The sequence below is a fragment of the Enterobacter sp. ECC-019 genome (assembly GCF_043974075.1).
In the GTDB taxonomy this organism is placed as follows: Bacteria; Pseudomonadota; Gammaproteobacteria; order Enterobacterales; family Enterobacteriaceae; genus Enterobacter; species Enterobacter asburiae_D.
On record NZ_CP143759.1, the window covers coordinates 1,506,833 to 1,532,673 of the forward strand.

Annotated in this window: 24 protein-coding genes; 21 read left to right on the forward strand and 3 right to left on the reverse strand. The window is 54.3% G+C overall.

Annotation, left to right across the window (positions count from 1 at the left end; translation table 11 throughout):
• Window positions 1-54 precede the first annotated feature (54 nt).
• The 18 genes from pyrH (at window position 55) to tilS (ending at window position 21,692) form a co-directional block, all read left to right on the forward strand.
• Window positions 55-780: a UMP kinase gene (gene pyrH / locus V1566_RS06970; protein ID WP_006173609.1), complete on the forward strand. Its 726-nt coding sequence runs from the start codon at window positions 55-57 to the stop codon at window positions 778-780.
• Window positions 781-947: 167 nt separating this feature from the next.
• Window positions 948-1,505, forward strand: a complete 558-nt coding sequence (frr, locus tag V1566_RS06975; protein ID WP_023334573.1) for a ribosome recycling factor — start codon at window positions 948-950, stop codon at window positions 1,503-1,505.
• A gap of 95 nt (window positions 1,506-1,600) precedes the next feature.
• Window positions 1,601-2,800 (forward strand): 1-deoxy-D-xylulose-5-phosphate reductoisomerase, encoded by a 1,200-nt coding sequence (ispC, locus tag V1566_RS06980; RefSeq protein WP_395305437.1) that lies wholly within the window; start codon window positions 1,601-1,603, stop codon window positions 2,798-2,800.
• Window positions 2,801-2,986: 186 nt separating this feature from the next.
• Complete coding sequence (gene ispU / locus V1566_RS06985) at window positions 2,987-3,745, forward strand: (2E,6E)-farnesyl-diphosphate-specific ditrans,polycis-undecaprenyl-diphosphate synthase (RefSeq protein ID WP_395305438.1); 759 nt, start codon at window positions 2,987-2,989, stop codon at window positions 3,743-3,745.
• A gap of 12 nt (window positions 3,746-3,757) precedes the next feature.
• Window positions 3,758-4,615, forward strand: coding sequence for a phosphatidate cytidylyltransferase (cdsA, locus tag V1566_RS06990; protein ID WP_023310457.1), 858 nt, complete (start codon window positions 3,758-3,760; stop codon window positions 4,613-4,615).
• A gap of 11 nt (window positions 4,616-4,626) precedes the next feature.
• Entirely contained in the window at window positions 4,627-5,979 is a 1,353-nt protein-coding gene (rseP, locus tag V1566_RS06995) for a sigma E protease regulator RseP (protein WP_023310458.1), read from the forward strand.
• A gap of 29 nt (window positions 5,980-6,008) precedes the next feature.
• Window positions 6,009-8,426: an outer membrane protein assembly factor BamA gene (bamA, locus tag V1566_RS07000; RefSeq protein WP_395305439.1), complete on the forward strand. Its 2,418-nt coding sequence runs from the start codon at window positions 6,009-6,011 to the stop codon at window positions 8,424-8,426.
• Between the two features lie 122 nt (window positions 8,427-8,548).
• A complete protein-coding gene (skp, locus tag V1566_RS07005; RefSeq protein WP_045907838.1) occupies window positions 8,549-9,043 on the forward strand; it encodes a molecular chaperone Skp in 495 nt (164 codons plus the stop codon).
• Window positions 9,044-9,046: 3 nt separating this feature from the next.
• Window positions 9,047-10,072, forward strand: coding sequence for a UDP-3-O-(3-hydroxymyristoyl)glucosamine N-acyltransferase (lpxD, locus tag V1566_RS07010; protein WP_032644136.1), 1,026 nt, complete (start codon window positions 9,047-9,049; stop codon window positions 10,070-10,072).
• 102 nt (window positions 10,073-10,174) lie between these two features.
• Window positions 10,175-10,630, forward strand: coding sequence for a 3-hydroxyacyl-ACP dehydratase FabZ (gene fabZ, locus V1566_RS07015; protein WP_010426706.1), 456 nt, complete (start codon window positions 10,175-10,177; stop codon window positions 10,628-10,630).
• A gap of 3 nt (window positions 10,631-10,633) precedes the next feature.
• Complete coding sequence (gene lpxA, locus V1566_RS07020) at window positions 10,634-11,422, forward strand: acyl-ACP--UDP-N-acetylglucosamine O-acyltransferase (RefSeq protein ID WP_023310462.1); 789 nt, start codon at window positions 10,634-10,636, stop codon at window positions 11,420-11,422.
• Complete coding sequence (gene lpxB / locus V1566_RS07025; protein ID WP_121425064.1) at window positions 11,422-12,570, forward strand: lipid-A-disaccharide synthase; 1,149 nt, start codon at window positions 11,422-11,424, stop codon at window positions 12,568-12,570. The genes lpxA and lpxB overlap by 1 nt, the downstream gene beginning before the upstream one ends.
• Window positions 12,567-13,163 carry a ribonuclease HII gene (gene rnhB / locus V1566_RS07030; protein WP_063145194.1) on the forward strand — a complete coding sequence of 199 codons (597 nt, stop codon included), beginning with the start codon at window positions 12,567-12,569 and terminating at the stop codon, window positions 13,161-13,163. The genes lpxB and rnhB overlap by 4 nt, the downstream gene beginning before the upstream one ends.
• A 38-nt stretch (window positions 13,164-13,201) precedes the next feature.
• Window positions 13,202-16,684, forward strand: a complete 3,483-nt coding sequence (gene dnaE, locus V1566_RS07035) for a DNA polymerase III subunit alpha (RefSeq protein ID WP_257258661.1) — start codon at window positions 13,202-13,204, stop codon at window positions 16,682-16,684.
• A 12-nt stretch (window positions 16,685-16,696) separates the two neighbouring features.
• A complete protein-coding gene (gene accA / locus V1566_RS07040) occupies window positions 16,697-17,656 on the forward strand; it encodes an acetyl-CoA carboxylase carboxyl transferase subunit alpha (protein WP_023310466.1) in 960 nt (319 codons plus the stop codon).
• Between the two features lie 100 nt (window positions 17,657-17,756).
• A complete protein-coding gene (locus V1566_RS07045; RefSeq protein WP_395305440.1) occupies window positions 17,757-19,889 on the forward strand; it encodes a lysine decarboxylase LdcC in 2,133 nt (710 codons plus the stop codon).
• 65 nt (window positions 19,890-19,954) lie between these two features.
• Complete coding sequence (locus V1566_RS07050) at window positions 19,955-20,344, forward strand: VOC family protein (RefSeq protein WP_194400679.1); 390 nt, start codon at window positions 19,955-19,957, stop codon at window positions 20,342-20,344.
• 58 nt (window positions 20,345-20,402) lie between these two features.
• The gene (tilS, locus tag V1566_RS07055) at window positions 20,403-21,692 is read left to right on the forward strand and encodes a tRNA lysidine(34) synthetase TilS (RefSeq protein ID WP_395305441.1); all 1,290 of its coding nucleotides are present in this window, start codon (window positions 20,403-20,405) and stop codon (window positions 21,690-21,692) included.
• A gap of 28 nt (window positions 21,693-21,720) precedes the next feature.
• Here tilS and rof read toward each other — a convergent pair whose 3' ends face one another.
• Together rof and V1566_RS07065 are read right to left on the reverse strand one after the other, a co-directional pair.
• Window positions 21,721-21,981 (reverse strand): Rho-binding antiterminator, encoded by a 261-nt coding sequence (gene rof, locus V1566_RS07060; protein WP_395305442.1) that lies wholly within the window; start codon window positions 21,979-21,981, stop codon window positions 21,721-21,723.
• On the reverse strand, window positions 21,968-22,168 hold the full coding sequence (locus tag V1566_RS07065; protein WP_008501889.1) for a YaeP family protein: 201 nt from the start codon (window positions 22,166-22,168) through the stop codon (window positions 21,968-21,970). The genes rof and V1566_RS07065 overlap by 14 nt, the downstream gene beginning before the upstream one ends.
• A 196-nt stretch (window positions 22,169-22,364) precedes the next feature.
• On the opposite strand from V1566_RS07065, the gene V1566_RS07070 reads away from it, so the two are divergent.
• The 3 genes from V1566_RS07070 to nlpE are packed head-to-tail and all read left to right on the forward strand — an operon-like array spanning window position 22,365 to window position 24,062.
• The gene (locus V1566_RS07070; RefSeq protein ID WP_063145198.1) at window positions 22,365-22,910 is read left to right on the forward strand and encodes a YaeQ family protein; all 546 of its coding nucleotides are present in this window, start codon (window positions 22,365-22,367) and stop codon (window positions 22,908-22,910) included.
• Window positions 22,907-23,329: an alternative ribosome rescue aminoacyl-tRNA hydrolase ArfB gene (gene arfB, locus V1566_RS07075; protein WP_395305963.1), complete on the forward strand. Its 423-nt coding sequence runs from the start codon at window positions 22,907-22,909 to the stop codon at window positions 23,327-23,329. Before V1566_RS07070 ends, arfB begins: the two co-directional genes overlap by 4 nt.
• Window positions 23,330-23,363: 34 nt before the next feature.
• A complete protein-coding gene (gene nlpE, locus V1566_RS07080; RefSeq protein ID WP_395305443.1) occupies window positions 23,364-24,062 on the forward strand; it encodes an envelope stress response activation lipoprotein NlpE in 699 nt (232 codons plus the stop codon).
• Between the two features lie 47 nt (window positions 24,063-24,109).
• On the opposite strand, the gene proS is transcribed toward nlpE, so the two are convergent.
• The gene (gene proS / locus V1566_RS07085; RefSeq protein WP_395305444.1) at window positions 24,110-25,828 is read right to left on the reverse strand and encodes a proline--tRNA ligase; all 1,719 of its coding nucleotides are present in this window, start codon (window positions 25,826-25,828) and stop codon (window positions 24,110-24,112) included.
• Between the last annotated feature and the right edge of the window lie 13 nt (window positions 25,829-25,841).

The following is a 25,841-nucleotide window of genomic DNA, read 5'->3' on the forward strand; positions in this document are numbered from 1 at the left end:
CATGTCGCCAGAATTAACCCCCATCTTAATCGTTGACAGTCTCAGGAAAGAAACATGGCTACCAATGCAAAACCCGTGTACAAACGCATTCTGCTTAAGCTGAGTGGCGAAGCACTGCAGGGAACTGAAGGCTTCGGTATTGACGCAAGCATCCTTGATCGCATGGCACAGGAAATCAAAGAACTGGTCGAACTGGGTATCCAGGTTGGCGTGGTCATTGGCGGTGGCAACCTTTTCCGTGGTGCTGGTCTGGCGAAAGCGGGGATGAACCGCGTTGTGGGCGACCACATGGGTATGCTGGCAACCGTCATGAATGGCCTGGCAATGCGTGATGCGCTGCATCGCGCCTATGTGAATGCCCGCCTGATGTCCGCGATTCCGCTGAATGGCGTTTGCGATAATTACAGCTGGGCAGAAGCCATCAGCCTGCTGCGCAATAACCGCGTGGTGATCCTCTCCGCCGGTACGGGTAACCCGTTCTTTACAACCGATTCCGCTGCCTGCCTGCGCGGTATCGAGATCGAAGCCGATGTGGTACTGAAAGCGACCAAAGTAGACGGCGTGTTTACTGCCGACCCGGCAAAAGATCCTTCTGCCACCATGTACGATCAGCTGAGCTACAGCGAAGTACTGGATAAAGAGCTGAAAGTGATGGATCTTGCCGCCTTCACGCTGGCTCGCGACCATAAACTGCCGATCCGTGTCTTCAACATGAACAAGCCTGGCGCACTGCGTCGCGTGGTCATGGGTGAAAAAGAAGGCACTTTGATCACGGAATAATTTCCGTTGACGATAAATACAGGTAAGATTCCGCTTTATTTTGTAGTGGTATCTTACCCGGGCGCGCCTTTGGCGTTGTCATGAATTAAACGCGACTATACTTAGCACACCTGTAGCGCTGTGCTGGCGGATAGTCTGCCTGAGACAAGTTTTCAAGGATTCGTAACGTGATTAACGACATCAGAAAAGATGCTGAAGTACGCATGGAAAAATGCGTAGAAGCGTTCAAAACCCAAATCAGCAAGATCCGTACCGGCCGTGCTTCTCCAAGCCTGCTGGATGGCATCATCGTAGAATACTACGGTACGCCAACCCCTCTGCGCCAGCTGGCGAGCGTAACGGTAGAAGATACCCGTACGCTGAAAATCAACGTGTTCGATCGTTCTATGAGCCCGGCCGTTGAGAAAGCGATCATGGCCTCTGACCTCGGACTGAACCCAAGCTCTGCGGGCGCTGACATCCGCGTTCCGCTGCCTCCGCTGACGGAAGAGCGTCGTAAAGATCTGATCAAAGTGGTTCGTGGCGAAGCTGAGCAGGGTCGTGTATCCGTGCGTAACGTCCGTCGCGACGCGAACGATAAAGTGAAAGCGCTGCTGAAAGAAAAAGAGATCAGTGAAGATGACGATCGTCGTTCTCAGGACGACATTCAGAAAATGACCGACGCTGCCATCAAGAAAATTGATGCGGCGCTGGCAGATAAAGAAGCGGAACTGATGCAGTTCTGATTTCTGTCGTACACTGATAAACGCCGTTCAGAGGGACTTCGGGTCTTGCTGGCGGCGTTTTGCTTTTATCTGGTCTAACTTTTTTCGGGCATCTCATGAAGCATTTAACACTCCTCGGCTCAACCGGCTCTATCGGTTGCAGCACTCTCGACGTTGTTCGCCATAATCCTGAACTTTACACCGTGACAGCGCTGGTGGCCGGTAAGAATGTGCAGCGAATGGTCGAGCAGTGCCTGGAGTTTTCGCCTCGCTATGCGGTGATGGATGACGAAGAGAGCGCGCGTCTGCTGAAAGCACAGCTGCGTGAAAAGGGCAGCCGAACCGAGGTGCTGAGTGGCCAACAGGCGGCCTGCCAGATGGCGGCGCTGGATGAGGTGGATCAGGTGATGGCGGCCATCGTCGGGGCGGCTGGATTATTGCCCACGCTTGCCGCGATTGATGCTGGTAAGGATGTTCTACTGGCCAACAAAGAGTCGCTGGTCACCTGCGGACGTCTGTTTATGGATGCGGTGAAGCAGCGCGGCGCGCGTCTTTTGCCGGTCGACAGCGAGCACAACGCGATTTTTCAGAGTTTACCGCAACCTTTTCAACAAAACCTGGGGTACGCTGACCTGGAGCAGAATGGCGTGGTGTCTATTCTGCTTACCGGGTCTGGTGGCCCGTTCCGTGAAACGCCACTGTCTGAACTGCGCGCTATGACGCCAGATCAGGCGTGCCGTCATCCGAACTGGTCGATGGGGCGTAAAATCTCCGTTGATTCTGCCACCATGATGAACAAAGGTCTGGAATACATTGAAGCGCGCTGGCTGTTTAATGCGTCAGCGAAACAGATGGAAGTACTGATTCACCCGCAATCGGTGATTCACTCGATGGTGCGTTACCAGGATGGCAGCGTGCTGGCACAACTGGGCGAGCCGGACATGCGTACGCCGATTGCCCATTCCATGGCGTGGCCAAATCGAGTGAAATCCGGCGTGAAGCCGCTTGATTTCTGCAAGCTAAGTTCCCTGACGTTCAGTGAACCAGACTACGACCGCTATCCATGTCTGAAACTTGCGATGAATGCCTTTGACCAGGGGCAGGCGGCGACGACGGCACTTAATGCAGCCAATGAAATTACCGTTGAGGCATTTCTGAATCAGCAAATTCGTTTTACCGATATCGCGTCGTTAAATTTATCGGTACTGGACATGATGGATTTGCGCGAACCACAAAGCGTGGAAGAGGTGCTGGCGGTGGATGCAGCTGCGCGTAATATTGCGCACCAACAGGTGACACGTCTCGCAAGCTGGTGATAAAGCAAGCACTAGTCGTCGTGCTATTTGTTAGCGTTGGGCTTCAGTGATATAGTCTGCGCCACCTGATCGCAGGTATTTGACTTAATGTGGTCAGGTGAGCCGTGGTTTGACACGGCTTTTTTATGTATAGGCTTCAGTATTCCTGAGTACCGTTAAATCCTTTTCAGGGACAAAAAACGCGTTATGTTGTCTGCGAATCAACCAATAAGCGAAAATTTGCCAGCTCATGGCTGCCGTCATGTAGCAATCATTATGGATGGCAATGGCCGCTGGGCGAAAAGACAAGGGAAGATACGAGCCTTTGGGCATAAAGCGGGGGCGAAATCCGTTCGCCGCGCCGTTTCTTTTGCCGCCAACAACGGCATTGATGCATTAACGCTCTATGCTTTTAGCAGTGAAAACTGGAATCGACCTTTGCAGGAAGTGACTGCGTTGATGGAATTGTTTGTGTGGGCGCTAGACAGCGAAGTAAAAAGCCTGCACCGCCACAACGTCCGCCTGCGTATCATTGGCGATACCAGTCGTTTTAACTCACGTTTGCAGGAACAGATTCGCAAAGCAGAAGCGCTGACGGAAAATAATACCGGTCTGACGCTGAATATTGCGGCGAATTATGGCGGACGCTGGGATATTATCCAGGGCGTTCGGCATCTGGCCGAACAGGTTCAGGAAGGGCTGTTGAGACCCGACCAAATTGATGAAGAGGCGCTGAGCAAGCAAATCTGCATGAATGAACAGGCACCTGTGGATTTGGTAATTAGGACAGGGGGGGAACATCGCATAAGTAACTTTTTGATATGGCAAATTGCCTATGCCGAACTTTACTTTACGGATGTTCTTTGGCCCGATTTTGATGAACAAGACTTTGAAGGTGCGCTGCATGCCTTTGCCAATCGAGAGCGTCGTTTCGGCGGCACCGAGCCTGGTGGCGACAAAGCCTGATGGGGGTAGCTTTTGCTGAAGTATCGCCTGATTTCCGCTTTTGTATTAATACCCATTGTCATTGCGGCGCTGTTTTTACTGCCCCCAGTGGGATTCGCTATTGTCACGCTGGTGGTGTGCATGCTCGCCGCGTGGGAATGGGGACAGTTTAGCGGCTTTACCTCGCGCACTCAGCGAGTATGGCTTGCGGTACTTTGTGGCTTTATCCTGGCCATAATGCTGTTTACGTTGCCTGAATATCACCATGATATTCATCAGCCCCTGGTTGCCGGTTCCTTGTGGATATCGTTGGCCTGGTGGGTTGCCGCGCTGTTGCTGGTTCTTTTTTATCCGGGCTCTGCGGCATTGTGGCGTAATTCAAAAGTGCTGCGACTGATTTTTGGTTTGCTCACAATCATTCCTTTTTTCTGGGGTATGGTTGCGCTGCGAGCATGGCACTACGACGAAAACCACTACAGCGGTGCGATCTGGCTGCTTTATGTGATGATTCTGGTCTGGGGGGCTGACTCCGGGGCCTATATGTTTGGTAAACTGTTTGGCAAACATAAGCTGGCACCGAAGGTTTCTCCGGGCAAAACCTGGCAAGGATTCATCGGCGGCCTGTTTACGGCAGCGATCATCTCCTGGGGCTACGGCGTCTGGGCGAATCTTGAAGTGGCACCGTCAATACTGCTGGTGTGCTCGATTTTTGCTGCGCTTGCCTCTGTGCTCGGTGATTTAACCGAAAGTATGTTTAAGCGTGAAGCAGGGATTAAGGACAGCGGACACCTGATTCCAGGGCATGGCGGTATACTGGATCGCATTGATAGCCTGACAGCGGCTGTTCCAGTGTTTGCGTGTTTGCTTTTACTGGTATTCGGGACGATTTAACGGAAGGTTTTATGCTGAGCATTCTCTGGAATCTGGCGGCGTTCATTGTTGCACTGGGTGTACTGATTACCGTGCATGAATTTGGCCATTTCTGGGTTGCTCGCCGCTGTGGCGTGCGCGTAGAGCGGTTTTCCATCGGTTTTGGTAAATCACTCTGGACGCGCACCGACCGTCACGGCACGGAATTTGTCATCGCCCTTATCCCGTTGGGCGGCTACGTCAAAATGCTCGACGAACGCGTCGAGCCTGTCGCTCCTGAGCTGCGACACAGCGCATTCAACAATAAAACCGTTGGACAACGCGCTGCCATTATTGCTGCCGGACCGGTAGCCAACTTCATCTTTGCGATTTTCGCTTACTGGCTGGTGTTTATCATCGGCGTCCCTGGCGTGCGTCCGGTGGTGGGTGAAATTGCCCCCAACTCCATCGCGGCGAGTGCGCAAATTACATCCGGGATGGAACTTAAAGCGATTGATGGCATCGAAACCCCTGATTGGGATGCCGTGCGACTGCAGCTGGTAGCCAAAATCGGCGATCCGCAGACCACCATCAGCGTATCGCCGTTTGGTTCAGATACGCGTCAGGACAAAGTACTCGATTTACGTCACTGGCGTTTCGAGCCAGACAAAGAAGATCCCGTCGCTGCTTTGGGGATTCGTCCACGCGGCGCGCAGATCGAGCCGGTATTGGCCGAAGTACAGGCAAATTCGGCGGCGAGCAAAGCAGGTTTGCAAGCGGGCGACAGGATCGTTAAAGTCGATGGTCAACCATTAACAGAGTGGATGACCTTTGTTACTCTGGTGCGCGATAATCCGGGAACGTCTCTCGCGCTGGAAGTTGAAAGGCAAGGCAGTCCGCTTTCGCTAACGCTGATCCCGGATACGAAGTCGGTCGGCAAAAAGGCAGAAGGGTTCGCAGGCGTTGTGCCAAAAGTGATCCCGCTGCCAGATGAGTACAAGACAATACGCCAGTATGGGCCGTTCAGCGCCATCCTTGAAGCCACGGATAAAACATGGCAACTGATGAAGCTGACGGTCAACATGTTGGGGAAATTGATAACCGGTGATGTGAAACTGAACAACCTCAGTGGGCCAATTTCGATTGCTCAGGGGGCTGGGATGTCAGCGGAATTCGGGGTGATTTACTATCTCATGTTCCTCGCGCTCATTAGCGTGAACCTTGGGATAATCAACCTGTTCCCGCTTCCCGTTTTAGACGGGGGTCATCTGCTGTTTTTGGCGATTGAAAAGCTAAAAGGCGGACCGGTATCCGAGCGAGTTCAAGACTTTAGTTATCGCATTGGCTCGATTTTGCTGGTGCTGTTAATGGGGCTTGCACTTTTCAATGATTTCTCTCGGTTGTAAGAGAGTGTTAGGAAGAACGCATAATAACGATGGCGATGAAAAAGTTGCTCATAGCGTCGCTGCTGTTTAGCAGCGCCACCGTATACGGTGCTGACGGGTTCGTAGTGAAAGACATTCATTTCGAAGGCCTCCAGCGTGTCGCCGTTGGTGCGGCCCTCCTCAGTATGCCTGTACGCCCCGGCGATACGGTTAATGATGATGATATCAGTAACACCATCCGTGCTCTGTTTGCCACCGGCAACTTTGAGGACGTTCGCGTCCTGCGCGATGGTGATACGCTGCTGGTACAGGTAAAAGAACGTCCAACGATTGCCAGTATCACTTTCTCCGGTAACAAGTCGGTGAAAGATGACATGCTCAAGCAGAACCTTGAAGCATCCGGTGTTCGTGTGGGTGAATCCCTGGACCGCACAACCCTTTCAGACATTGAAAAAGGTCTGGAAGACTTCTACTACAGCGTCGGTAAATATAGTGCCAGCGTGAAAGCGGTTGTTACTCCGCTGCCGCGCAACCGTGTTGACCTGAAGCTGGTCTTCCAGGAAGGTGTTTCTGCGAAGATCCAGCAGATCAACATTGTCGGCAACCACGCGTTCAGCACCGACGAACTGATCTCCACCTTCCAGCTCCGCGATGAAGTGCCATGGTGGAACGTGGTAGGCGATCGCAAATATCAGAAACAGAAACTGGCGGGCGACCTTGAAACCCTGCGCAGCTACTATCTCGATCGTGGCTACGCGCGTTTCAACATCGACTCGACTCAGGTAAGCCTGACGCCGGACAAGAAAGGGATCTACATTACGGTCAACATCACTGAAGGCGAGCAGTACAAGCTTTCGGGTGTTGAGGTGAGTGGTAACCTGGCGGGGCATTCTGCTGAAATCGAATCGCTGACCAAAATTCAGCCAGGCGACCTGTATAGCGGTTCCAAGGTAACCAAAATGGAAGACAGCATTAAGAAGCTGCTCGGCCGCTATGGTTATGCCTATCCGCGCGTACAGACTCAGCCGGAAATCAACGATGCGGATAAAACCGTTAAGCTGCACGTGAATGTTGATGCGGGCAACCGTTTCTACGTGCGTAAGATCCGCTTCGTCGGTAACGACACCTCCAAAGATTCCGTTCTGCGCCGCGAAATGCGTCAGATGGAAGGCGCATGGTTGGGTAGCGATCTCGTTGATCAGGGTAAAGAGCGTCTGAACCGTCTGGGCTATTTTGAAACGGTGGATACCGATACCCAGCGCGTACCGGGCAGCCCGGATCAGGTTGATGTCGTTTATAAAGTGAAAGAGCGCAACACCGGTAGCTTCAACTTCGGTGTGGGCTACGGTACTGAAAGCGGCGTTAGCTTCCAGGTCGGCGTGCAGCAGGATAACTGGCTGGGTACAGGTTACTCTGTCGGTATTAACGGCACCAAAAACGACTACCAGACCTACTCTGAGTTCTCTGTGACTAACCCATACTTCACCGTAGACGGTGTAAGCCTGGGCGGTCGTATCTTCTATAACGACTTTAAAGCAGATGACGCGGACCTGTCTTCTTATACCAACAAGAGTTACGGTGTAGACGGTACGCTTGGCTTCCCGGTTAACGAATACAATACCCTGCGTGCGGGCTTAGGTTACGTGCATAACGACCTGTCCAACATGCAACCGCAGGTGGCGATGTGGCGTTATCTGGACTCTATCGGTCAGTCGGCGAGTACATCCAGTGATAACAACGGTTTCGCTGCGGATGACTTCACCTTCAACTACGGCTGGACCTATAACCGTCTCGACCGTGGCTACTTCCCAACGGAAGGTTCTCGCGTCAACCTGAACGGTAAAGTGACCGTGCCGGGTTCCGATAACGAGTTCTATAAGGTCACGCTGGATACCGCGTCCTACTTCCCGATCGATGACGATCATAAGTGGGTGGTTCTGGGTCGTACACGTTGGGGCTATGGTGATGGTTTAGGCGGCAAAGAGATGCCGTTCTATGAAAACTTCTATGCCGGTGGTTCCAGTACCGTTCGTGGCTTCCAGTCCAATAACATTGGTCCGAAAGCGGTCTACTACGGCGGGAATGACAAAGATAACTGCGATAAGTCTTCCTCATCTGAAGTCTGTAGCTCTGATGATGCAGTCGGTGGTAACGCTATGGCCGTTGCCAGCCTGGAGTTCATCACGCCAACACCGTTTATCAGTGATAAATACGCAAACTCCGTGCGTACATCCTTCTTCTGGGATGCAGGTACGGTATGGGATACTAACTGGGAGAACACTGCCCAGATGCGTGCAGCTGGCGTTCCAGACTACAGCGATCCGAGCAATATTCGCATGTCTGCCGGTATCGCATTACAATGGATGTCACCGCTGGGGCCGTTGGTCTTCTCTTACGCCCAGCCGTTTAAGAAATATGATGGAGACAAAGCGGAGCAATTCCAGTTTAACATTGGTAAAACCTGGTAATAATCCGCTGCAAAGGAATGCGTTGGCAGTGTAGCGCTGACAACTGGCGATCGGTAACACGGTCGCCTTGCCACGCAAAGAACGGTACCTTCTGGTGCCAATGGGATGGTAAGGAGTTAATTGTGAAAAAGTGGTTATTAGCTGCAGGTCTCGGTTTAGCGATGGCAACTTCTGCTCAGGCAGCAGACAAAATTGCAATCGTCAACATGGGTAATTTGTTCCAGCAGGTTGCACAGAAAACAGGTGTTTCTGCGACTCTGGAAAACGAATTCAAAGGCCGTGCAAGCGAACTGCAGGGTATGGAAAACGATCTTCAGTCCAAAATGCAGCGTCTGCAGCGTGATGGTTCTACCATGAAAGCAAGCGACCGTAGCAAGCTGGAAAAAGACGTAATGGCTCAGCGCCAGACGTTCTCCCAGAAAGCGCAGGCTTTCGAGCAGGATCGTCAGCGTCGTTCTAACGAAGAACGCGGCAAGCTGGTAACTCGCATTCAGACTGCTGTTAAAGCAGTGGCTGCCGATCAGAGTATCGATCTGGTTGTAGATGCGAATGCCGTTGCTTTTAACAGCAAAGATGTTAAAGACATCACTGCTGATGTTCTGAAACAGGTTAAATAAGTAATGCCTTCAATTCGACTGGCTGATTTAGCTCAGCAGTTGGATGCAGAATTACACGGTGATGGCGATATCGTCATCACCGCTGTTGCGTCCATGCAATCTGCTAAAGCTGGCACGATTACCTTCATGGTAAGCCCTAAGTACCGTGAGCAACTGGCTCAATGCCAGGCGTCAGCTGTTGTACTGACGCAGGACGATCTTCCATTTGCCACTGTAAGCGCGCTGGTAGTGAAAAACCCCTACCTGACGTATGCACGCATGGCTCAAATTCTCGATACCACGCCGCAGCCGGCCCAGAACATTGCTGCCAGCGCAGCGATTGATGCGACGGCCAGGCTGGGTAACAACGTCGCCGTTGGCGCGAATGCGGTTATCGAATCCGGCGTTGTGCTGGGCGATAACGTCGTCATTGGCCCAGGTTGCTTCGTTGGTAAAAATACGAAAATCGGCGCCGGGACCCGTTTATGGGCCAATGTGTCCGTTTATCATGATGTTGAAATTGGCGAAAATTGCCTCGTCCAGTCCAGCACCGTGATTGGTTCTGATGGCTTTGGTTACGCTAACGATCGTGGTAACTGGGTTAAGATCCCGCAGCTTGGTCGCGTTATTATTGGCGATCGCGTAGAGATCGGCGCCTGTACCACCATTGACCGTGGCGCGCTTGACGACACGATCATTGGTAATGGTGTTATCATCGATAACCAGTGCCAGATTGCGCATAACGTTGTGATTGGCGACAATACCGCGGTTGCGGGTGGCGTCATCATGGCTGGCAGTCTGAAAATTGGCCGTTATTGCATGATTGGCGGCGCGAGCGTGATTAATGGCCATATGGAAATATGCGACAAGGTCACTGTGACGGGAATGGGCATGGTAATGCGTCCTATCACTGAACCTGGCGTCTATTCCTCAGGCATTCCGCTACAACCCAACAAGGTATGGCGTAAAACAGCAGCTCTGGTGATGAACATTGATGATATGAGCAAGCGCCTCAAGTCTCTTGAGCGTAAGATCGATCAACAAGATTAAGCGTCATCCGTTTAACGCTATTTTTCCCGGCCTGTCGGCTTTCTAATAAACCGGCAGGCCGTGTTATTATTGTTATCAGTACATTTTGACAGGAAGAGTATTTTGACTACTGACACTCATACTCTGCATATTGAAGAGATTTTAGAACTTCTGCCGCACCGCTACCCGTTTCTGCTGGTAGACCGTGTGCTGGATTTTGAAGAAGGTCGTTTTCTGCGCGCAGTGAAAAATGTTTCCGTGAACGAGCCGTTCTTCCAGGGGCACTTCCCTGGTAAGCCTATCTTCCCGGGTGTGTTGATTCTGGAAGCGATGGCTCAGGCTACCGGTATTCTGGCGTTTAAAAGCGTTGGCAAACTGGAGCCAGGTGAGCTGTATTACTTCGCAGGTATTGATGAAGCGCGCTTTAAGCGTCCTGTCGTGCCTGGTGATCAGATGATCATGGAAGTCACTTTTGAAAAAACGCGTCGTGGCCTGACTCGCTTCAAAGGCGTAGCGCTGGTTGACGGCAAAGTTGTTTGCGAAGCGACGATGATGTGTGCTCGTAGCCGGGAGTCCTGATACGTGATTGATAAATCCGCCTTTATTCATCCTACCGCTATTGTGGAAACCGGTGCCATCATTGGTGCTAACGTCCACATTGGCCCGTTTTGTATTGTTGGACCCCATGTCGAAATTGGTGAGGGTACAGTACTGAAATCTCACGTTGTCGTGAATGGTCACACGACCATTGGCTGCAATAACGAGATCTATCAGTTCGCCTCCATCGGCGAAGTTAACCAGGATCTGAAATATGCTGGTGAGTCGACCCGTCTGGAAATTGGCGATCGTAACCGTATTCGCGAAAGCGTCACCATTCATCGTGGAACAGTACAAGGTGGTGGGTTGACGAAGGTGGGCAGCGATAACCTGTTTATGGTTAATGCGCATATCGCGCACGACTGTACCGTGGGTGACCGCTGTATTCTTGCCAACAACGCAACGCTGGCAGGACACGTATCGGTTGATGACTTCGCAATTATTGGCGGCATGACCGCAGTCCATCAGTTCTGCATCATTGGTGCGCACGTGATGGTTGGCGGATGCTCCGGTGTGGCGCAGGACGTTCCACCGTATGTGATTGCGCAGGGCAACCATGCCACGCCGTTTGGCGTGAACATCGAAGGCCTCAAGCGTCGTGGTTTTAGTCGCGAAGCGATTACTGCCATCCGCAACGCGTACAAACTGCTGTACCGTAGCGGTAAAACGCTGGAAGAGGCGAAGCCGGAAATTGCCGAGCTGGCGAATAAGCACCCGGAAGTGAACGCGTTCATGGAGTTCTTTGACCGTTCAACAAGGGGTCTGATTCGTTAATGGTCGACAGTCGTCCGCTTACGATAGCCCTGGTCGCCGGAGAAACCTCCGGCGATATTCTTGGTGCCGGTCTCATCCGCGCGCTTAAGGCGCGTGTACCCAATGCTCGCTTTGTCGGCGTTGCTGGCCCGCTGATGCAGGCCGAAGGCTGTGAAGCCTGGTACGAAATGGAAGAGCTCGCCGTAATGGGCATCGTTGAGGTGCTGGGACGGCTACGCCGTTTGCTGCACATTCGTGCCGATCTCACCCGCCGCTTTACCGAACTCAAACCGGATGTGTTTGTCGGTATCGATGCACCTGATTTCAACATTACCCTCGAAGGGAATCTGAAAAAGCAGGGCATAAAAACCATTCACTACGTCAGTCCGTCCGTCTGGGCGTGGCGACAGAAACGCGTTTTCAAAATCGGACGGTCCACCAATCTGGTGCTGGCTTTCCTGCCTTTCGAAAAAGCGTTTTACGACAGATTTAATGTTCCGTGCCGTTTTATCGGTCATACCATGGCGGATGCGATGCCATTGGATCCGGATAAAAACGCGGCGCGCGACGCGCTGGGCATCCCGCATGATGTCCACTGTCTGGCACTGCTGCCAGGCAGCCGTGGTGCAGAAGTGGAGATGCTGAGCGCCGATTTCCTCAAAACAGCGCAAATTCTTCGCCAGACCTATCCCGACCTTGAAGTGGTTGTTCCGCTGGTAAATGCCAAACGCCGCGAGCAGTTTGAGCGCATCAAAGCGGAAGTTGCCCCGGATCTTCACGTCCGTCTTCTGGACGGCAAAGGGCGGGAAGCGATGTATGCGAGCGATGCCGCGCTGCTGGCCTCCGGCACGGCGGCGCTGGAATGTATGCTGGCGAAATGCCCGATGGTGGTCGGTTATCGCATGAAGCCTTTCACCTTCTGGCTGGCAAAACGTCTGGTGAAAACGGATTATGTCTCGCTGCCAAACCTGCTTGCCGGGCGCGAGCTGGTGAAAGAGCTGTTGCAGGACGAGTGCCAGCCGCAGGCGCTTGCCGATGCACTGCTGCCGCTGCTCGCCGACGGCAAGACCAGCCACCAGATGCACGATACCTTCCGCGAACTGCATCAACTGATCCGCTGTAATGCTGATGAGCAAGCGGCGGATGCGGTGCTGGAGCTAGCAAAATGATGGAATTTGTTTATCCTCACACTCGTCTTGTGGCGGGCGTGGACGAAGTGGGCCGTGGCCCGTTAGTCGGGGCCGTGGTGACCGCCGCGGTGATCCTCGATCCGGCTCGCCCGATTATCGGGCTGAACGACTCAAAAAAATTGTCTGAAAAGCGCCGGCTGGCGCTGTTTGGTGAGATTCAGGAGAAGGCGCTGGCCTGGAGCCTGGGGCGCGCTGAACCGCATGAAATAGACGAGCTGAATATTTTGCATGCCACGATGCTGGCGATGCAGCGTGCGGTAGCGGGTCTGAAAATTTCCCCGGAATATGTTCTGATTGACGGCAACCGCTGTCCTGCATTGCCCATGCCTTCAATGGCGGTCGTCAAAGGCGATAGCCGGGTCGCAGAAATTAGCGCAGCTTCTATTATTGCCAAAGTGACGCGCGACGCTGAAATGGCCGCGCTGGACCTCACTTACCCTCAGTATGGTTTCGCCCAGCATAAGGGGTATCCCACACCTTTCCATCTGGAAAGGCTGGCTGAACATGGCGCAACCGAACACCACCGTCGCAGTTTTGGCCCGGTGAAACGCGCGCTGGGACGGGTGTCCTGAATCAATACGCAAGCAATTAAGTAACGCGGAATCTGAAGATGGCTGAACCACGTTTCGTACACCTGCGGGTGCATAGCGACTACTCCATGATCGATGGGCTGGCGAAGACCGGGCCGCTGGTAAAAAAGGCGGCCTCCCTTGGCATGCCCGCGCTGGCGATCACCGATTTTACCAACCTGTGTGGCCTGGTGAAGTTTTACGGAACGGCGCACGGCGCGGGGATGAAGCCTATCGTCGGCGCAGATTTTCATGTGCAGAGCGATCTCATCGGCGATGAAATGACGCAAATCTCCGTGCTGGCGATGAACAACACGGGCTATCAAAACCTCACTCTGCTTATCTCTAAAGCCTATCAGCGCGGATACGGTGCGCTGGGCCCGTGGATCGACAGGGACTGGCTGGCTGAGCTCAACGAAGGGCTGCTGCTGATCTCTGGCGGCCGTATGGGTGATGTCGGCAAATGTCTGCTGCGCGGCAATAGCGCACTGGTGGATCAATGCGTCTCGTTCTATGAAGAGTATTTCCCGGATCGTTATTATCTGGAGCTGATCCGCACCGGTCGCCAGGACGAAGAGAGCTATCTGCATGCGGCGGTCGCACTTGCGGAAGAACGCGGGCTACCCGTCGTCGCGACAAACGATGTACGGTTCCTAGAGCCGGGGGACTTTGACGCTCACGAAATTCGCGTGGCGATCCACGATGGCTTCACGCTCGACGATCCCAAACGGCCGCGTAATTACTCCGCTCAACAGTACATGCGCAGCGAGGAGGAGATGTGTGAACTCTTCTCCGATATTCCTGAAGCGCTTGAAAACAGCGTAGAGATCGCCAAGCGCTGTAACGTTACCGTCCGCCTCGGCGAATACTTCCTGCCGCAGTTCCCGACGGGTGACATGACCACGGAAGATTTCCTGGTCGTGAAATCAAAAGAAGGTCTTGAAGAGCGTCTGGAATTCCTGTTCCCGGATGAGGCCGTTCGCAAAGAGAAGCGGCCGCCGTACGATGAACGTCTGGATATTGAACTCCAGGTGATCAACCAGATGGGCTTCCCCGGCTACTTCCTGATCGTTATGGAGTTTATCCAGTGGTCGAAAGATAACGGCGTGCCGGTCGGACCGGGGCGTGGCTCCGGAGCAGGATCGCTTGTGGCCTATGCGCTTAAAATTACCGACCTCGATCCGCTGGAATTCGACCTGCTGTTCGAACGTTTCCTTAACCCGGAACGTGTTTCCATGCCCGACTTTGACGTCGACTTCTGCATGGAGAAACGCGACCAGGTGATCGAGCACGTCGCCGATATGTACGGCCGTGATGCGGTATCGCAGATTATTACGTTCGGTACGATGGCGGCAAAAGCGGTTATCCGCGACGTCGGCCGCGTGCTGGGCCACCCGTACGGGTTTGTCGATCGTATTTCTAAGCTGGTGCCGCCCGATCCGGGCATGACGCTGGCAAAAGCGTTTGAAGCCGAGCCGCAGCTGCCGGAAATCTACGAAGCCGACGAAGAAGTTAAAGCGCTGATCGACATGGCGCGCAAGCTGGAAGGCGTCACGCGTAACGCCGGTAAGCATGCAGGGGGCGTGGTTATCGCCCCGACGAAAATCACCGACTTCGCGCCGCTCTACTGCGATGAAGCGGGTGAGCATCCGGTTACTCAGTTTGATAAGAACGACGTGGAATACGCCGGGCTGGTGAAGTTTGACTTCCTCGGCCTGCGTACGCTGACGATCATCGACTGGGCGCTGAAGATGATCAACCCGCGCCGGGAGAAGCAGGGCCTTGAGCCAATAGACATTGCCGCCATCCCGCTGGATGACAAGAAAAGTTTCGACATGCTGCAGCGCTCGGAGACCACCGCAGTCTTCCAGCTTGAATCCCGCGGCATGAAAGATCTGATTAAACGTCTGCAGCCCGACTGCTTCGAAGATATGATCGCACTGGTTGCCCTGTTCCGTCCGGGCCCGCTGCAGTCAGGGATGGTAGATAACTTTATCGACCGTAAGCACGGGCGCGAAGAGATTTCTTACCCGGACGTTCAGTGGCAGCATGAAAGCCTGAAGCCGGTACTGGAGCCAACCTACGGCATTATCCTGTATCAGGAACAGGTCATGCAGATTGCCCAGGTGCTTTCCGGCTATACCCTCGGCGGCGCGGATATGCTGCGTCGTGCGATGGGTAAGAAAAAGCCGGAAGAGATGGCCAAGCAGCGAGGCACTTTCGAAGAAGGCGCGAGAAAGAACGGCGTTGACGGTGAGCTGGCGATTAAAATCTTTGACCTGGTGGAGAAATTCGCCGGGTACGGATTTAACAAATCCCACTCTGCCGCCTATGCTTTGGTGTCGTATCAAACGCTGTGGCTGAAAGCGCACTATCCTGCTGAATTTATGGCGGCGGTAATGACGGCCGATATGGACAACACCGAGAAGGTGGTGGGCCTGGTGGACGAGTGCTGGCGCATGGGGCTTAAGATCCTGCCGCCGGATATTAACTCAGGGCTCTACCATTTCCACGTTAACGACGATGGAGAGATCGTTTACGGGATCGGTGCGATCAAGGGCGTGGGTGAAGGTCCGATCGAGGCGATCATCGAAGCGCGTAACAACGGCGGGTATTTCCGCGAGCTGTTCGATCTCTGCGCCCGTACCGACACCAAAAAACTGAACCGCCGCGTGCTCGAAAAACTGATCATGTCCGGCGCGTTTGACAGGCTGGGCCCGCACCGCGCCGCGCTGATGAATTCCCTCGGCGACGCGCTGAAAGCAGCGGATCAGCATGCAAAAGCGGAAGCCATTGGTCAGGCAGATATGTTCGGGGTGCTGGCGGAAGAGCCAGAGCAGATCGAGCAATCTTATTCCAACTGCCAGCCGTGGCCAGAACAGGTGGTACTGGATGGGGAGCGTGAGACGTTAGGCTTGTACCTGACGGGGCACCCGATCAACCAGTACATTAAAGAAATTGAGCGCTATGTCGGCGGCCACAGGCTTAAAGACATGCATCCGACAGAACGTGGTAAAATCACCACGGCTGCGGGGCTCGTGATTGCCGCAAGGGTTATGGTCACCAAGCGCGGCAATCGTATCGGCATCTGTACGTTGGATGACCGTTCCGGGCGTCTGGAGGTGATGTTGTTCACCGACGCGCTGGATAAATACCAGCAATTGCTGGAAAAAGACCGCATACTTATCGTCAGCGGACAGGTCAGCTTTGATGACTTCAGCGGGGGGCTTAAAATGACCGCCCGCGAAGTGATGGACATTGACGAAGCCCGGGAAAAATATGCTCGCGGGCTTGCTATCTCGCTGACGGACAGGCAAATTGATGACCAGCTTTTAAACCGACTCCGTCAGTCTCTGGAACCCCACCGCTCGGGGACCATTCCAGTACATCTCTACTATCAGAGGGCGGATGCACGTGCGCGGTTGCGCTTTGGTGCAACGTGGCGTGTCTCTCCGAGCGATCGTTTACTGAACGATCTCCGTGGCCTCATTGGTTCGGAGCAGGTGGAACTGGAGTTTGACTAATACAGGAATACTATGAGTCTGAATTTCCTTGATTTCGAACAGCCGATTGCTGAGCTGGAAGCGAAAATCGATTCTCTGACAGCGGTAAGCCGTCAGGATGAAAAACTGGATATTAACATCGACGAAGAAGTGCATCGTCTGCGCGAGAAAAGCGTAGAGCTGACGCGCAAAATCTTTGCCGATCTCGGCGCATGGCAGGTGGCCCAGCTGGCTCGCCATCCACAGCGTCCGTACACCCTGGATTATGTCCGCCTGGCGTTTGACGAATTTGACGAACTGGCAGGCGATCGCGCATACGCTGACGATAAAGCTATCGTTGGCGGTATCGCGCGTCTGGACGGACGCCCGGTGATGATCATTGGTCATCAGAAAGGTCGTGAAACCAAAGAGAAAATCCGTCGTAACTTCGGTATGCCAGCACCGGAAGGCTACCGTAAAGCCCTGCGTCTGATGGAGATGGCTGAGCGTTTCAACATGCCAATCATCACCTTCATCGACACCCCGGGTGCATACCCTGGCGTGGGCGCGGAAGAGCGCGGTCAGTCTGAAGCCATCGCGCGCAACCTGCGCGAGATGTCTCGTCTGAAGGTGCCGGTCATCTGTACCGTTATCGGCGAGGGTGGTTCCGGCGGTGCGCTGGCGATTGGCGTGGGCGATAAAGTGAATATGCTGCAGTACAGCACCTATTCCGTTATCTCCCCGGAAGGCTGTGCGTCCATTCTGTGGAAAAGCGCCGACAAAGCGCCGCTGGCTGCAGAAGCAATGGGCATCATTGCGCCGCGCCTGAAAGAGCTTAAGCTGATCGATTCCATCATCCCGGAACCGCTGGGTGGTGCGCATCGTAAGCCGGAAGTGATGGCGGCTTCCCTGAAAGCGCAGCTGCTGGCTGACCTGGCGGATCTGGACGTGCTGAGCAAAGACGATCTGCTCAACCGCCGCTACCAGCGTCTGATGACCTACGGTTACGCGTAAGCTTCACAATTATCTGAAAAGCCGCACACTGTTGCGGCTTTTTTTATACCTGCGGTTTAGCCGGACTATGCTTAGCTAATGTTTTTTAAGGAGGAAGCCCATGAATATCATTGCCATTATGGGGCCGCACGGCGTCTTTTATAAAGATGAGCCGATTAAGGAGCTGGAGCAATCCCTGCAGTCGCGCGGGTATCAGCTAATCTGGCCACACAACAGCGCCGACCTGCTGAAGTTCATCGAGCATAACCCACGTATCTGCGGCGTGATCTTCGACTGGGACGAATATGATCTCGAACTGTGCAGCGATATCAACAAGCTGAACGAATACCTCCCGCTGTACGCGTTTATTAATACCCATTCCACCATGGACGTCAGCGCCAATGATATGCGTATGGCGCTGTGGTTTTTTGAGTATTCCCTCGGCGTGGCGGAAGATATTGCGACCCGCATTCAGCAATATACCGGTGAGTACCTCGATAACATTACGCCGCCGTTTACCCGCGCGCTCTTCACCTACGTGAAGGAAGGCAAATACACCTTCTGTACGCCGGGTCATATGGCGGGAACGGCTTATCAAAAAAGCCCGGTGGGCTGCCTGTTCTATGATTTCTTTGGTGGCAACACCCTGAAAGCGGACGTGTCAATTTCAGTCACCGAATTAGGCTCTCTGCTGGATCACACCGGCCCGCATCTGGAAGCCGAAGAGTATATCGCCCGCACCTTTGGCGCAGAGCAGAGCTATATGGTGACCAACGGCACCTCGACCTCGAACAAAATCGTCGGGATGTACGCTGCGCCCGCTGGCAGCACCATGCTGATTGACCGTAACTGCCATAAATCACTGGCACACCTGCTGATGATGAGCGACGTCGTACCGATCTGGCTGTCACCCACGCGTAACGCGCTCGGTATTCTTGGCGGCATTCCGCGCCGGGAGTTCACTCATGACACCATTGAAAGTAAGGTCGCGGCAACTCCTGGCGCAAGCTGGCCTGTTCATGCGGTGATCACCAACTCGACCTATGACGGTCTGCTGTACAACACGAACTGGATCAAAAAGACGCTCGACGTGCCTTCGATCCACTTCGATTCCGCATGGGTGCCATACACCAATTTCCACCCGATTTACGCCGGTAAAAGCGGCATGAGCGGTGAACGCGTGCCGGGTAAAGTGTTCTTCGAAACGCAGTCGACGCATAAAATGCTGGCGGCGTTTTCCCAGGCTTCGCTTATTCACATCAAAGGCGAGTATGACGAAGACACGTTCAACGAAGCCTTTATGATGCATACCACCACATCGCCGAGCTATCCGCTGGTGGCCTCCATTGAAACGGCCGCGGCGATGCTGCGCGGCAATCCGGGCAAACGCCTGATCAACCGTTCGGTGGAGCGCGCGCTGCATTTCCGCAAAGAGGTTCAGCGGCTGAAAGATGAAGCCGACGGCTGGTTCTTTGATATCTGGCAGCCGGAAGAGATTGATGAAGCCGAATGCTGGCCCGTCTCGCCCGGCGAAGACTGGCATGGCTTCCGGGATGCCGATGCCGACCATATGTTCCTCGACCCGGTCAAAGTGACGATCCTGACGCCGGGCATGGATGAGCAGGGCAGGATGGGCGATGAAGGTATTCCGGCCGCGCTGGTGGCGAAATTCCTTGATGAGCGTGGCGTGGTGGTGGAGAAAACCGGTCCCTATAACCTGCTGTTCCTGTTCAGCATTGGCATTGATAAAACCCGGGCAATGGGGTTGTTGCGCGGGCTGATGGAGTTTAAGCGCGCCTACGATCTCAACCTGCGGGTGAAGAATATGCTCCCGGATCTCTACGCGGAGGATCCTGACTTCTATCGTAATATGCGCATTCAGGATCTGGCTCAGGGGATCCACAGGCTGATCCGTCAGCACGATCTGCCGCGTCTGATGCTTCAGGCGTTCGATGTATTACCGGAGATGAAGTTTACCCCGCACAAGGCGTGGCAGCGCCAGGTGAAAGGGGAGATCGAAACCGTCGAGCTGGAAAACCTGGTCGGACGCGTATCGGCCAACATGATCCTGCCTTATCCGCCGGGCGTACCGCTCCTGATGCCGGGAGAGATGATCACCGAAGAGAGTCGGGCCGTGCTCGATTTCCTGCTGATGCTCTGCTCTGTCGGGCGCCACTATCCCGGTTTTGAGACCGATATCCACGGCGCGAAGCGCGACGAGAACGGCGTTTACTGGGTGCGAGTCCTAAAATAAGGGTGACCGCTTGCCAGGCGCGTGTTTTCGGTTGTAACGTTCAGGCATCATAAAAAGGAGAAGCTATGCTGGGTTTAAAAGCTGTTCATCATATTGCGATCATTGCGACCGATTACGCGAAAAGTAAGGCCTTCTACTGCGATATCCTGGGCTTTACGCTCATGAGCGAGGCCTACCGCGAGGAGCGTGACTCCTGGAAGGGCGATCTGGCGTTAAACGGGCAATATGTGATTGAGCTGTTCTCTTTTCCTTTTCCGCCTGCGCGTCCGTCCCGCCCGGAAGCCTGTGGCCTGCGTCATCTTGCCTTCAGCGTCGATGACCTGGATAGCGCCGTCAAACACCTGGAAGCGCACGGCGTGGCGTGCGAAGCGATTCGCGTCGATCCCTTCACCGACAAGCGCTTTACCTTTTTCAACGACCCGGACGGCCTGCCGCTGGAGCTTTATCAGCAGTAATCACCGCCATGTGTGATAATGCCCGCTCAGTTCGGGCATTTTTTATGTGTAATCTCCTATGACTTTACCCGCTATCGCACAAGCCGTTTCACCGTACCGCCAGCTGCTGGTGGGGTTTAGCGGTGGCCTGGATTCCACCGTGTTGCTGCATCGCCTTAAGCGCTGGCGCGATCGGGAACCTGACGTCCAGCTTCGGGCGATGCATATTCACCACGGATTAAGTCCTCACGCGGAGGAGTGGGTGGCGCACTGCGAAGCCTTGTGTGCGGCCTGGGCGATCCCGCTCATCGTTGAGCGCGTCACGCTTGCGGAGGAAGGGCTGGGCATCGAGGCGCAGGCGCGTAAAGCCCGCTATGCCGCATTTGCCGGGGCATTACGTCCTGGAGAAGCGCTGGTCACGGCCCAGCATCTGGACGATCAGTGTGAAACCTTTCTGCTGGCGCTTAAGCGGGGCAGCGGGCCGGCGGGGCTTTCTGCCATGCCGGCGCGTTCTGAATTTGCCGGCACTACGCTACTGCGTCCGCTGCTTGGCGAGACGCGTGCCTCACTGGAAACCTGGGCGCGAGAATATCAGCTGAACTGGATCGAAGATGAGAGTAACCAGGATGACGGCTATGACCGTAACTTCCTGCGTCTGCGCGTCCTCCCACTTTTAGGCGAGCGCTGGCCGCATTTCGCCGACGCGACGGCAAGAAGCGCCATGCTGTGCGCCGAACAGGAGTCGTTGCTGGATGAGCTGCTGAGCGACGAGCTGGCTGGACTCATTTCTGCCGACGGGGCGCTGGCGATCGCACCGATGAAAGCGATGAGCCCGGTACGTCGCGCCGCACTCTTACGACGCTGGTTGGCCTTTCATCGCGCCGCGATGCCATCGCGGACAATGCTGAGCCGTATCTGGGACGAAGTCGCCCTGGCGCGGGATGATGCTTCCCCGTGCGTCCACCTGAACGGTTTTGAGGTGAGACGCTATAAAGGCGAACTCTGGTGGATAAAATCCCCCCCCTCACTGACCGATGTAGTGCTCGACTGGCTTTCTCCTGACGCACCACTGATATTGCCCAGTGAGGCAGGACGCGTCTCTTTTCTGCCGTCTGGTCATGTGCGGCTGCCGAAGCCCGGTGAACCAGTCACCGTGCGCTTTAAGGCTGGCGGCATGCTGCATATCGTCGGGCGCAACGGGGGACGGAAGCTGAAGAAAATATGGCAGGAGTGTAACGTGCCGCCGTGGCTGCGCGATACCACGCCGCTACTGTTCTACGGTGAAACGCTTATCGCTGCGGCAGGGGTTTTCATCACGGAAGAGGGATGGTCAGAAGAGGGTGTCCGTTTTGAGTGGCAGAAAGCGTAACGGGCAGCCAGGCTGCCCGTTAGTGTCATCAGGATTCGCTCACCACGACGGTGCCGATTTGCGGGTGACTGAAGCTGGCTATTTTGTCCAGACGCAGCTCACGCGTCGCACCGGCGTCTTCCACTATCAGATATTCCACATTCTTTCGTGAAAGCAGATCGCTGGCTTTCGCCTTCAACACTTCGCCATCTTTTAGCTCCAGCGTCAGTAATAAATGATGCTGGCAGGCGAGTTCGAGGTTGTCATAGTCATCACAATTGATGGGTTGATAAGTATCATTCATCGACATAATCGCTCACCAGTAAATTCGCCGCAGCATACGCTGCTTTTTCCCTGACCGACTCTGAAAGGCTCTCATCAGAGGCCACTTCATTAAGCACCTTCAATACACAGCCCAGCGCGTCCGGGACATACCCCAGATCTCCGCTGGCAATTTCGGCATACCGTTTGCGAATTAACTCACAATAATTATTCACATCCCCTCCCGCCAGCGCACTGACTTACTGTGAGATATCATTAAGCCTACGAAGATAAACTCGGTTTAGCAAGGTGACTATACCATACTCATTTAAGCAATATCAGAGCCTTGATAGCGGTGTATTTAACACCCAATAACAGCCTTTTGCCGCGGTTTTCGCTACAATGTGCGCCTGATTCGAATGGAGTTCTCTCATGGCGCTGAAAGCGACAATTTATAAAGCAGTGGTCAATGTGGCCGATCTGGATCGCAACCAGTTCCTGGACGCGTCGCTTACTCTGGCACGCCACCCCTCCGAAACCCAGGAGCGCATGATGCTGCGCCTGCTGGCGTGGATTAAGTATGCCGACGAGCGTCTGCAGTTTACCCGTGGGTTAAGCGCAGAAGACGAGCCTGAAGCCTGGCTGCGCAACGATCATCTGGGTATCGATTTGTGGATCGAACTCGGACTACCGGACGAGCGCAGAATTAAGAAGGCCTGCACCCAGTCCGCTAAAGTGGCCTTATTCGCATATAATCAGCGCGCCGCGGAGATTTGGTGGCAGCAAAACAAGAGCAAGTGCGGACAGTTTAAAAATCTTACGGTCTGGTATCTGGATGATGAGCAGCTGGCGCAGTTGAGCGAGTTTGCCAGCAGGACCATGGTTTTGCAGGCGACGATTCAGGATGGCGCCATCTGGCTCTCTGATTCTCAGAATAATCTGGAAATTCATTTGACGGCGTGGCAACCCGCGTCATGATCGTCTTGTCCCGAAACGTCAGCATTCCTGACAACGAGCTGGAGATCACCGCCATCCGTGCTCAGGGGGCAGGTGGGCAGCACGTCAACAAGGCGTCGACGGCTATCCATTTGCGTTTTGACATTCGGGCCTCAAGCCTGCCAGAGTATTATAAAGAAAGCCTGCTTGCCGCCAGCCATCACCTGATCACCATCGATGGCGTGATTGTGATCAAAGCCCAGGAGTACCGTAGCCAGGAGCTCAACCGGGAAGCGGCGATAGCCAGGCTGGTGGCGGTCATTAAAGAGTTAACGGCAGTACAAAAAAGCCGCCGGGCAACGCGGCCAACCCGCGCATCGAAAGAGCGTCGGTTGTCCTCGAAGGCCCAAAAATCCACAGTGAAAGCACTACGCGGTAAAGTTCGTCGCCCGACAGAGTGACGAAAGGGAACACACTTTTCATAAGGAATTCATTGTGAAAAAAGTATTATGGTCAGCGCTGGCAGCGAGTACGCTGTTTGCGCTTTTCGGGTGTAACAACCGCTCCGAAACGCAGGTTTTACAACCCACGCAAACGGAAGAATTAAAACCGATGCAGCAAAGCTGGCGCGGCGTATTGCCTTGCGCAGACTGCGAAGGTATTGAAACGTCTCTGTTCCTGCAAAAAGATGGCACCTGGGTGATGAATCAGCGCTATCAGGGCGCTAAAGAGCCTTCTTCGTTTGCGACTTATGGAACATGGGCGCGTACCGCGGAGAAGCTGGTCCTGACGGATACCTCCGGTGAGAAAACCTGGTTCCGCCCTAAAGGTGACAGCATGGAGATGCTCGACCGCGAAGGTAACCCTATTCAATCCCAGTTAAACTACACGCTGGCCCCGGTGAAAGCGGCCCTGCCTGCAACGCCGATGGCAATGCGGGGGATGTACTTCTATATGGCGGATGCGGCGATCTTTACCGACTGCGCAACCGGCAGGAAGGTCAGCGTGGCAAACAATGCGCAGCTTGAACGTGATTACGCTGTGGCACGCGGCAATGACAGCAAGCCGGTATTGCTGACGGTTGACGGTCACTTTACGCTGGAGCCAAACCCGGATAGCGGAGAGATGGTGAAAACGCTGGTGGCAGATAAAGACGCGAAGTTTGTCGCGGGTAAAGACTGTAACAGCAAATAAGCTGACGTTGAGCCATTAAAAAACCCCGCCTGAGCGGGGTTTTTTGTTTAGCCTTTGATGGCTTTCACCAGGTAATCAAGAATGTCGCCGGTCTTGATCATCTGTTTTTCACCGCTGCGACGGTATTTGTATTCAATCTCATCGCTGTCGAGGTTGCGGTCGCCGATGACGACGGTGTGCGGGATACCGATCAGTTCCATATCGGCAAACATCACGCCCGGACGCTCTTTACGGTCATCCATCAGCACTTCGATGCCCTGAGCGCGCAGCTCGGCATACAGCTTCTCGGCCAGCTCCTGCACGCGGTAAGACTTGTGCATGTTCATTGGCAGAATAGCCACCTGGAACGGCGCGATATTGTCCGGCCAGACGATGCCGCGCTCGTCGTAGTTCTGCTCAATTGCAGCAGCCACCACGCGCGTCACCCCGATACCGTAGCAACCCATGGTCAGGATCTGGTTACGGCCGTCTTCACCCTGAACTGCGGCATTCAGCGCGCGAGAGTATTTATCACCCAGTTGGAAGATGTGACCGACTTCGATGCCGCGCTTAATCATCAGGGTACCCTGACCGTCCGGGCTTGGATCGCCTGCCACCACGTTACGGATGTCAGCCACTTCCGGCGTCGCCACGTCGCGATCCCAGTTGATGCCGAAGTAATGTTTACCGTCGATGTTAGCACCTGCGGAGAAGTCGCTCATTGCAGCAACTGTGCGGTCAATAACAACAGGCACCGGCAGATTTACTGGACCCAGTGAACCTGGACCCGCATTCACCACGGCGCGGATTTCCGCTTCCGTTGCGAACGTCAGCGGGCTGGCTACCTGCGGCAGCTTCTCGGCTTTCACTTCGTTCAGTTCGTGGTCGCCACGCACCAGAAGGGCAACCAGCGGGTAAGCGCTACCTTCGGCGGATTTCACCAGCAGCGTTTTCACGGTTTTTTCGACTGGCAGATTGAACTGATCAACCAGCTCGGCGATGGTTTTCGCGTTTGGCGTATCAACCAGCGTCATCTCTTGCGTTGCCGCGCCGCGTGGTTCTTTTGGTGCCAGCGCTTCTGCAAATTCGATGTTCGCCGCGTAGTCTGAAGAGTCAGAGAAGATCACATCGTCTTCACCGCTCTGCGCCAGTACCTGGAACTCATGGGAGGCGCTACCGCCGATGGAGCCGGTATCAGCCTGCACAGCACGGAAATCCAGACCCATGCGGGAGAAGATTTTGCTATATGCCGCGTACATTGCGTCGTAAGTCTCTTGCAGTGATTCCTGAGAGGTATGGAAAGAGTAGGCATCTTTCATCAGGAATTCGCGAGAGCGCATGACGCCGAAACGTGGGCGAACTTCGTCACGGAACTTGGTCTGGATCTGGAAGAAGTTCAGCGGCAGCTGTTTGTAAGAGCTCAGCTCATTACGAATCAGGTCGGTAATAACTTCTTCATGCGTTGGGCCGAGAACGAACGGACGCTCGCCGCGATCGACGAAGCGCAGCAGTTCAGGACCATATTGTTCCCAACGGCCGCTCTCCTGCCACAGGTCAGCGGGCTGAACCACCGGCATGGACACCTCGATAGCACCGGCGTTGTTCATCTCTTCACGCACGATGTTTTCGACTTTTTTCAGGACGCGCACGCCGGTCGGCAGCCAGGTATATAACCCGGAGGCCAGCTTGCGGATCATCCCGGCGCGCAGCATCAGCTGATGGCTGATCACTTCGGCGTCGGCAGGCGTCTCCTTCAGAGTGGAGAGCAGATATTGGCTAGTACGCATGTTGTTACGGTTC

Bases quoted from the DNA above. Each gene is read 5' to 3' on its own strand.
- pyrH (WP_006173609.1), top strand. From the start codon at position 55: ATGGCTACCAATGCAAAACCCGTGTACAAACGCATTCTGCTTAAGCTG.
- ispC (WP_395305437.1), top strand. From the start codon at position 1,601: ATGAAGCATTTAACACTCCTCGGCTCAACCGGCTCTATCGGTTGCAGC.
- ispU (WP_395305438.1), top strand. From the start codon at position 2,987: ATGTTGTCTGCGAATCAACCAATAAGCGAAAATTTGCCAGCTCATGGC.
- rseP (WP_023310458.1), top strand. From the start codon at position 4,627: ATGCTGAGCATTCTCTGGAATCTGGCGGCGTTCATTGTTGCACTGGGT.
- bamA (WP_395305439.1), top strand. From the start codon at position 6,009: ATGGCGATGAAAAAGTTGCTCATAGCGTCGCTGCTGTTTAGCAGCGCC.
- lpxD (WP_032644136.1), top strand. From the start codon at position 9,047: ATGCCTTCAATTCGACTGGCTGATTTAGCTCAGCAGTTGGATGCAGAA.
- lpxB (WP_121425064.1), top strand. From the start codon at position 11,422: ATGGTCGACAGTCGTCCGCTTACGATAGCCCTGGTCGCCGGAGAAACC.
- rnhB (WP_063145194.1), top strand. From the start codon at position 12,567: ATGATGGAATTTGTTTATCCTCACACTCGTCTTGTGGCGGGCGTGGAC.
- dnaE (WP_257258661.1), top strand. From the start codon at position 13,202: ATGGCTGAACCACGTTTCGTACACCTGCGGGTGCATAGCGACTACTCC.
- accA (WP_023310466.1), top strand. From the start codon at position 16,697: ATGAGTCTGAATTTCCTTGATTTCGAACAGCCGATTGCTGAGCTGGAA.
- V1566_RS07045 (WP_395305440.1), top strand. From the start codon at position 17,757: ATGAATATCATTGCCATTATGGGGCCGCACGGCGTCTTTTATAAAGAT.
- V1566_RS07050 (WP_194400679.1), top strand. From the start codon at position 19,955: ATGCTGGGTTTAAAAGCTGTTCATCATATTGCGATCATTGCGACCGAT.
- tilS (WP_395305441.1), top strand. From the start codon at position 20,403: ATGACTTTACCCGCTATCGCACAAGCCGTTTCACCGTACCGCCAGCTG.
- rof (WP_395305442.1), bottom strand. From the start codon at position 21,981: ATGTCGATGAATGATACTTATCAACCCATCAATTGTGATGACTATGAC.
- V1566_RS07070 (WP_063145198.1), top strand. From the start codon at position 22,365: ATGGCGCTGAAAGCGACAATTTATAAAGCAGTGGTCAATGTGGCCGAT.
- arfB (WP_395305963.1), top strand. From the start codon at position 22,907: ATGATCGTCTTGTCCCGAAACGTCAGCATTCCTGACAACGAGCTGGAG.
- proS (WP_395305444.1), bottom strand. From the start codon at position 25,828: ATGCGTACTAGCCAATATCTGCTCTCCACTCTGAAGGAGACGCCTGCC.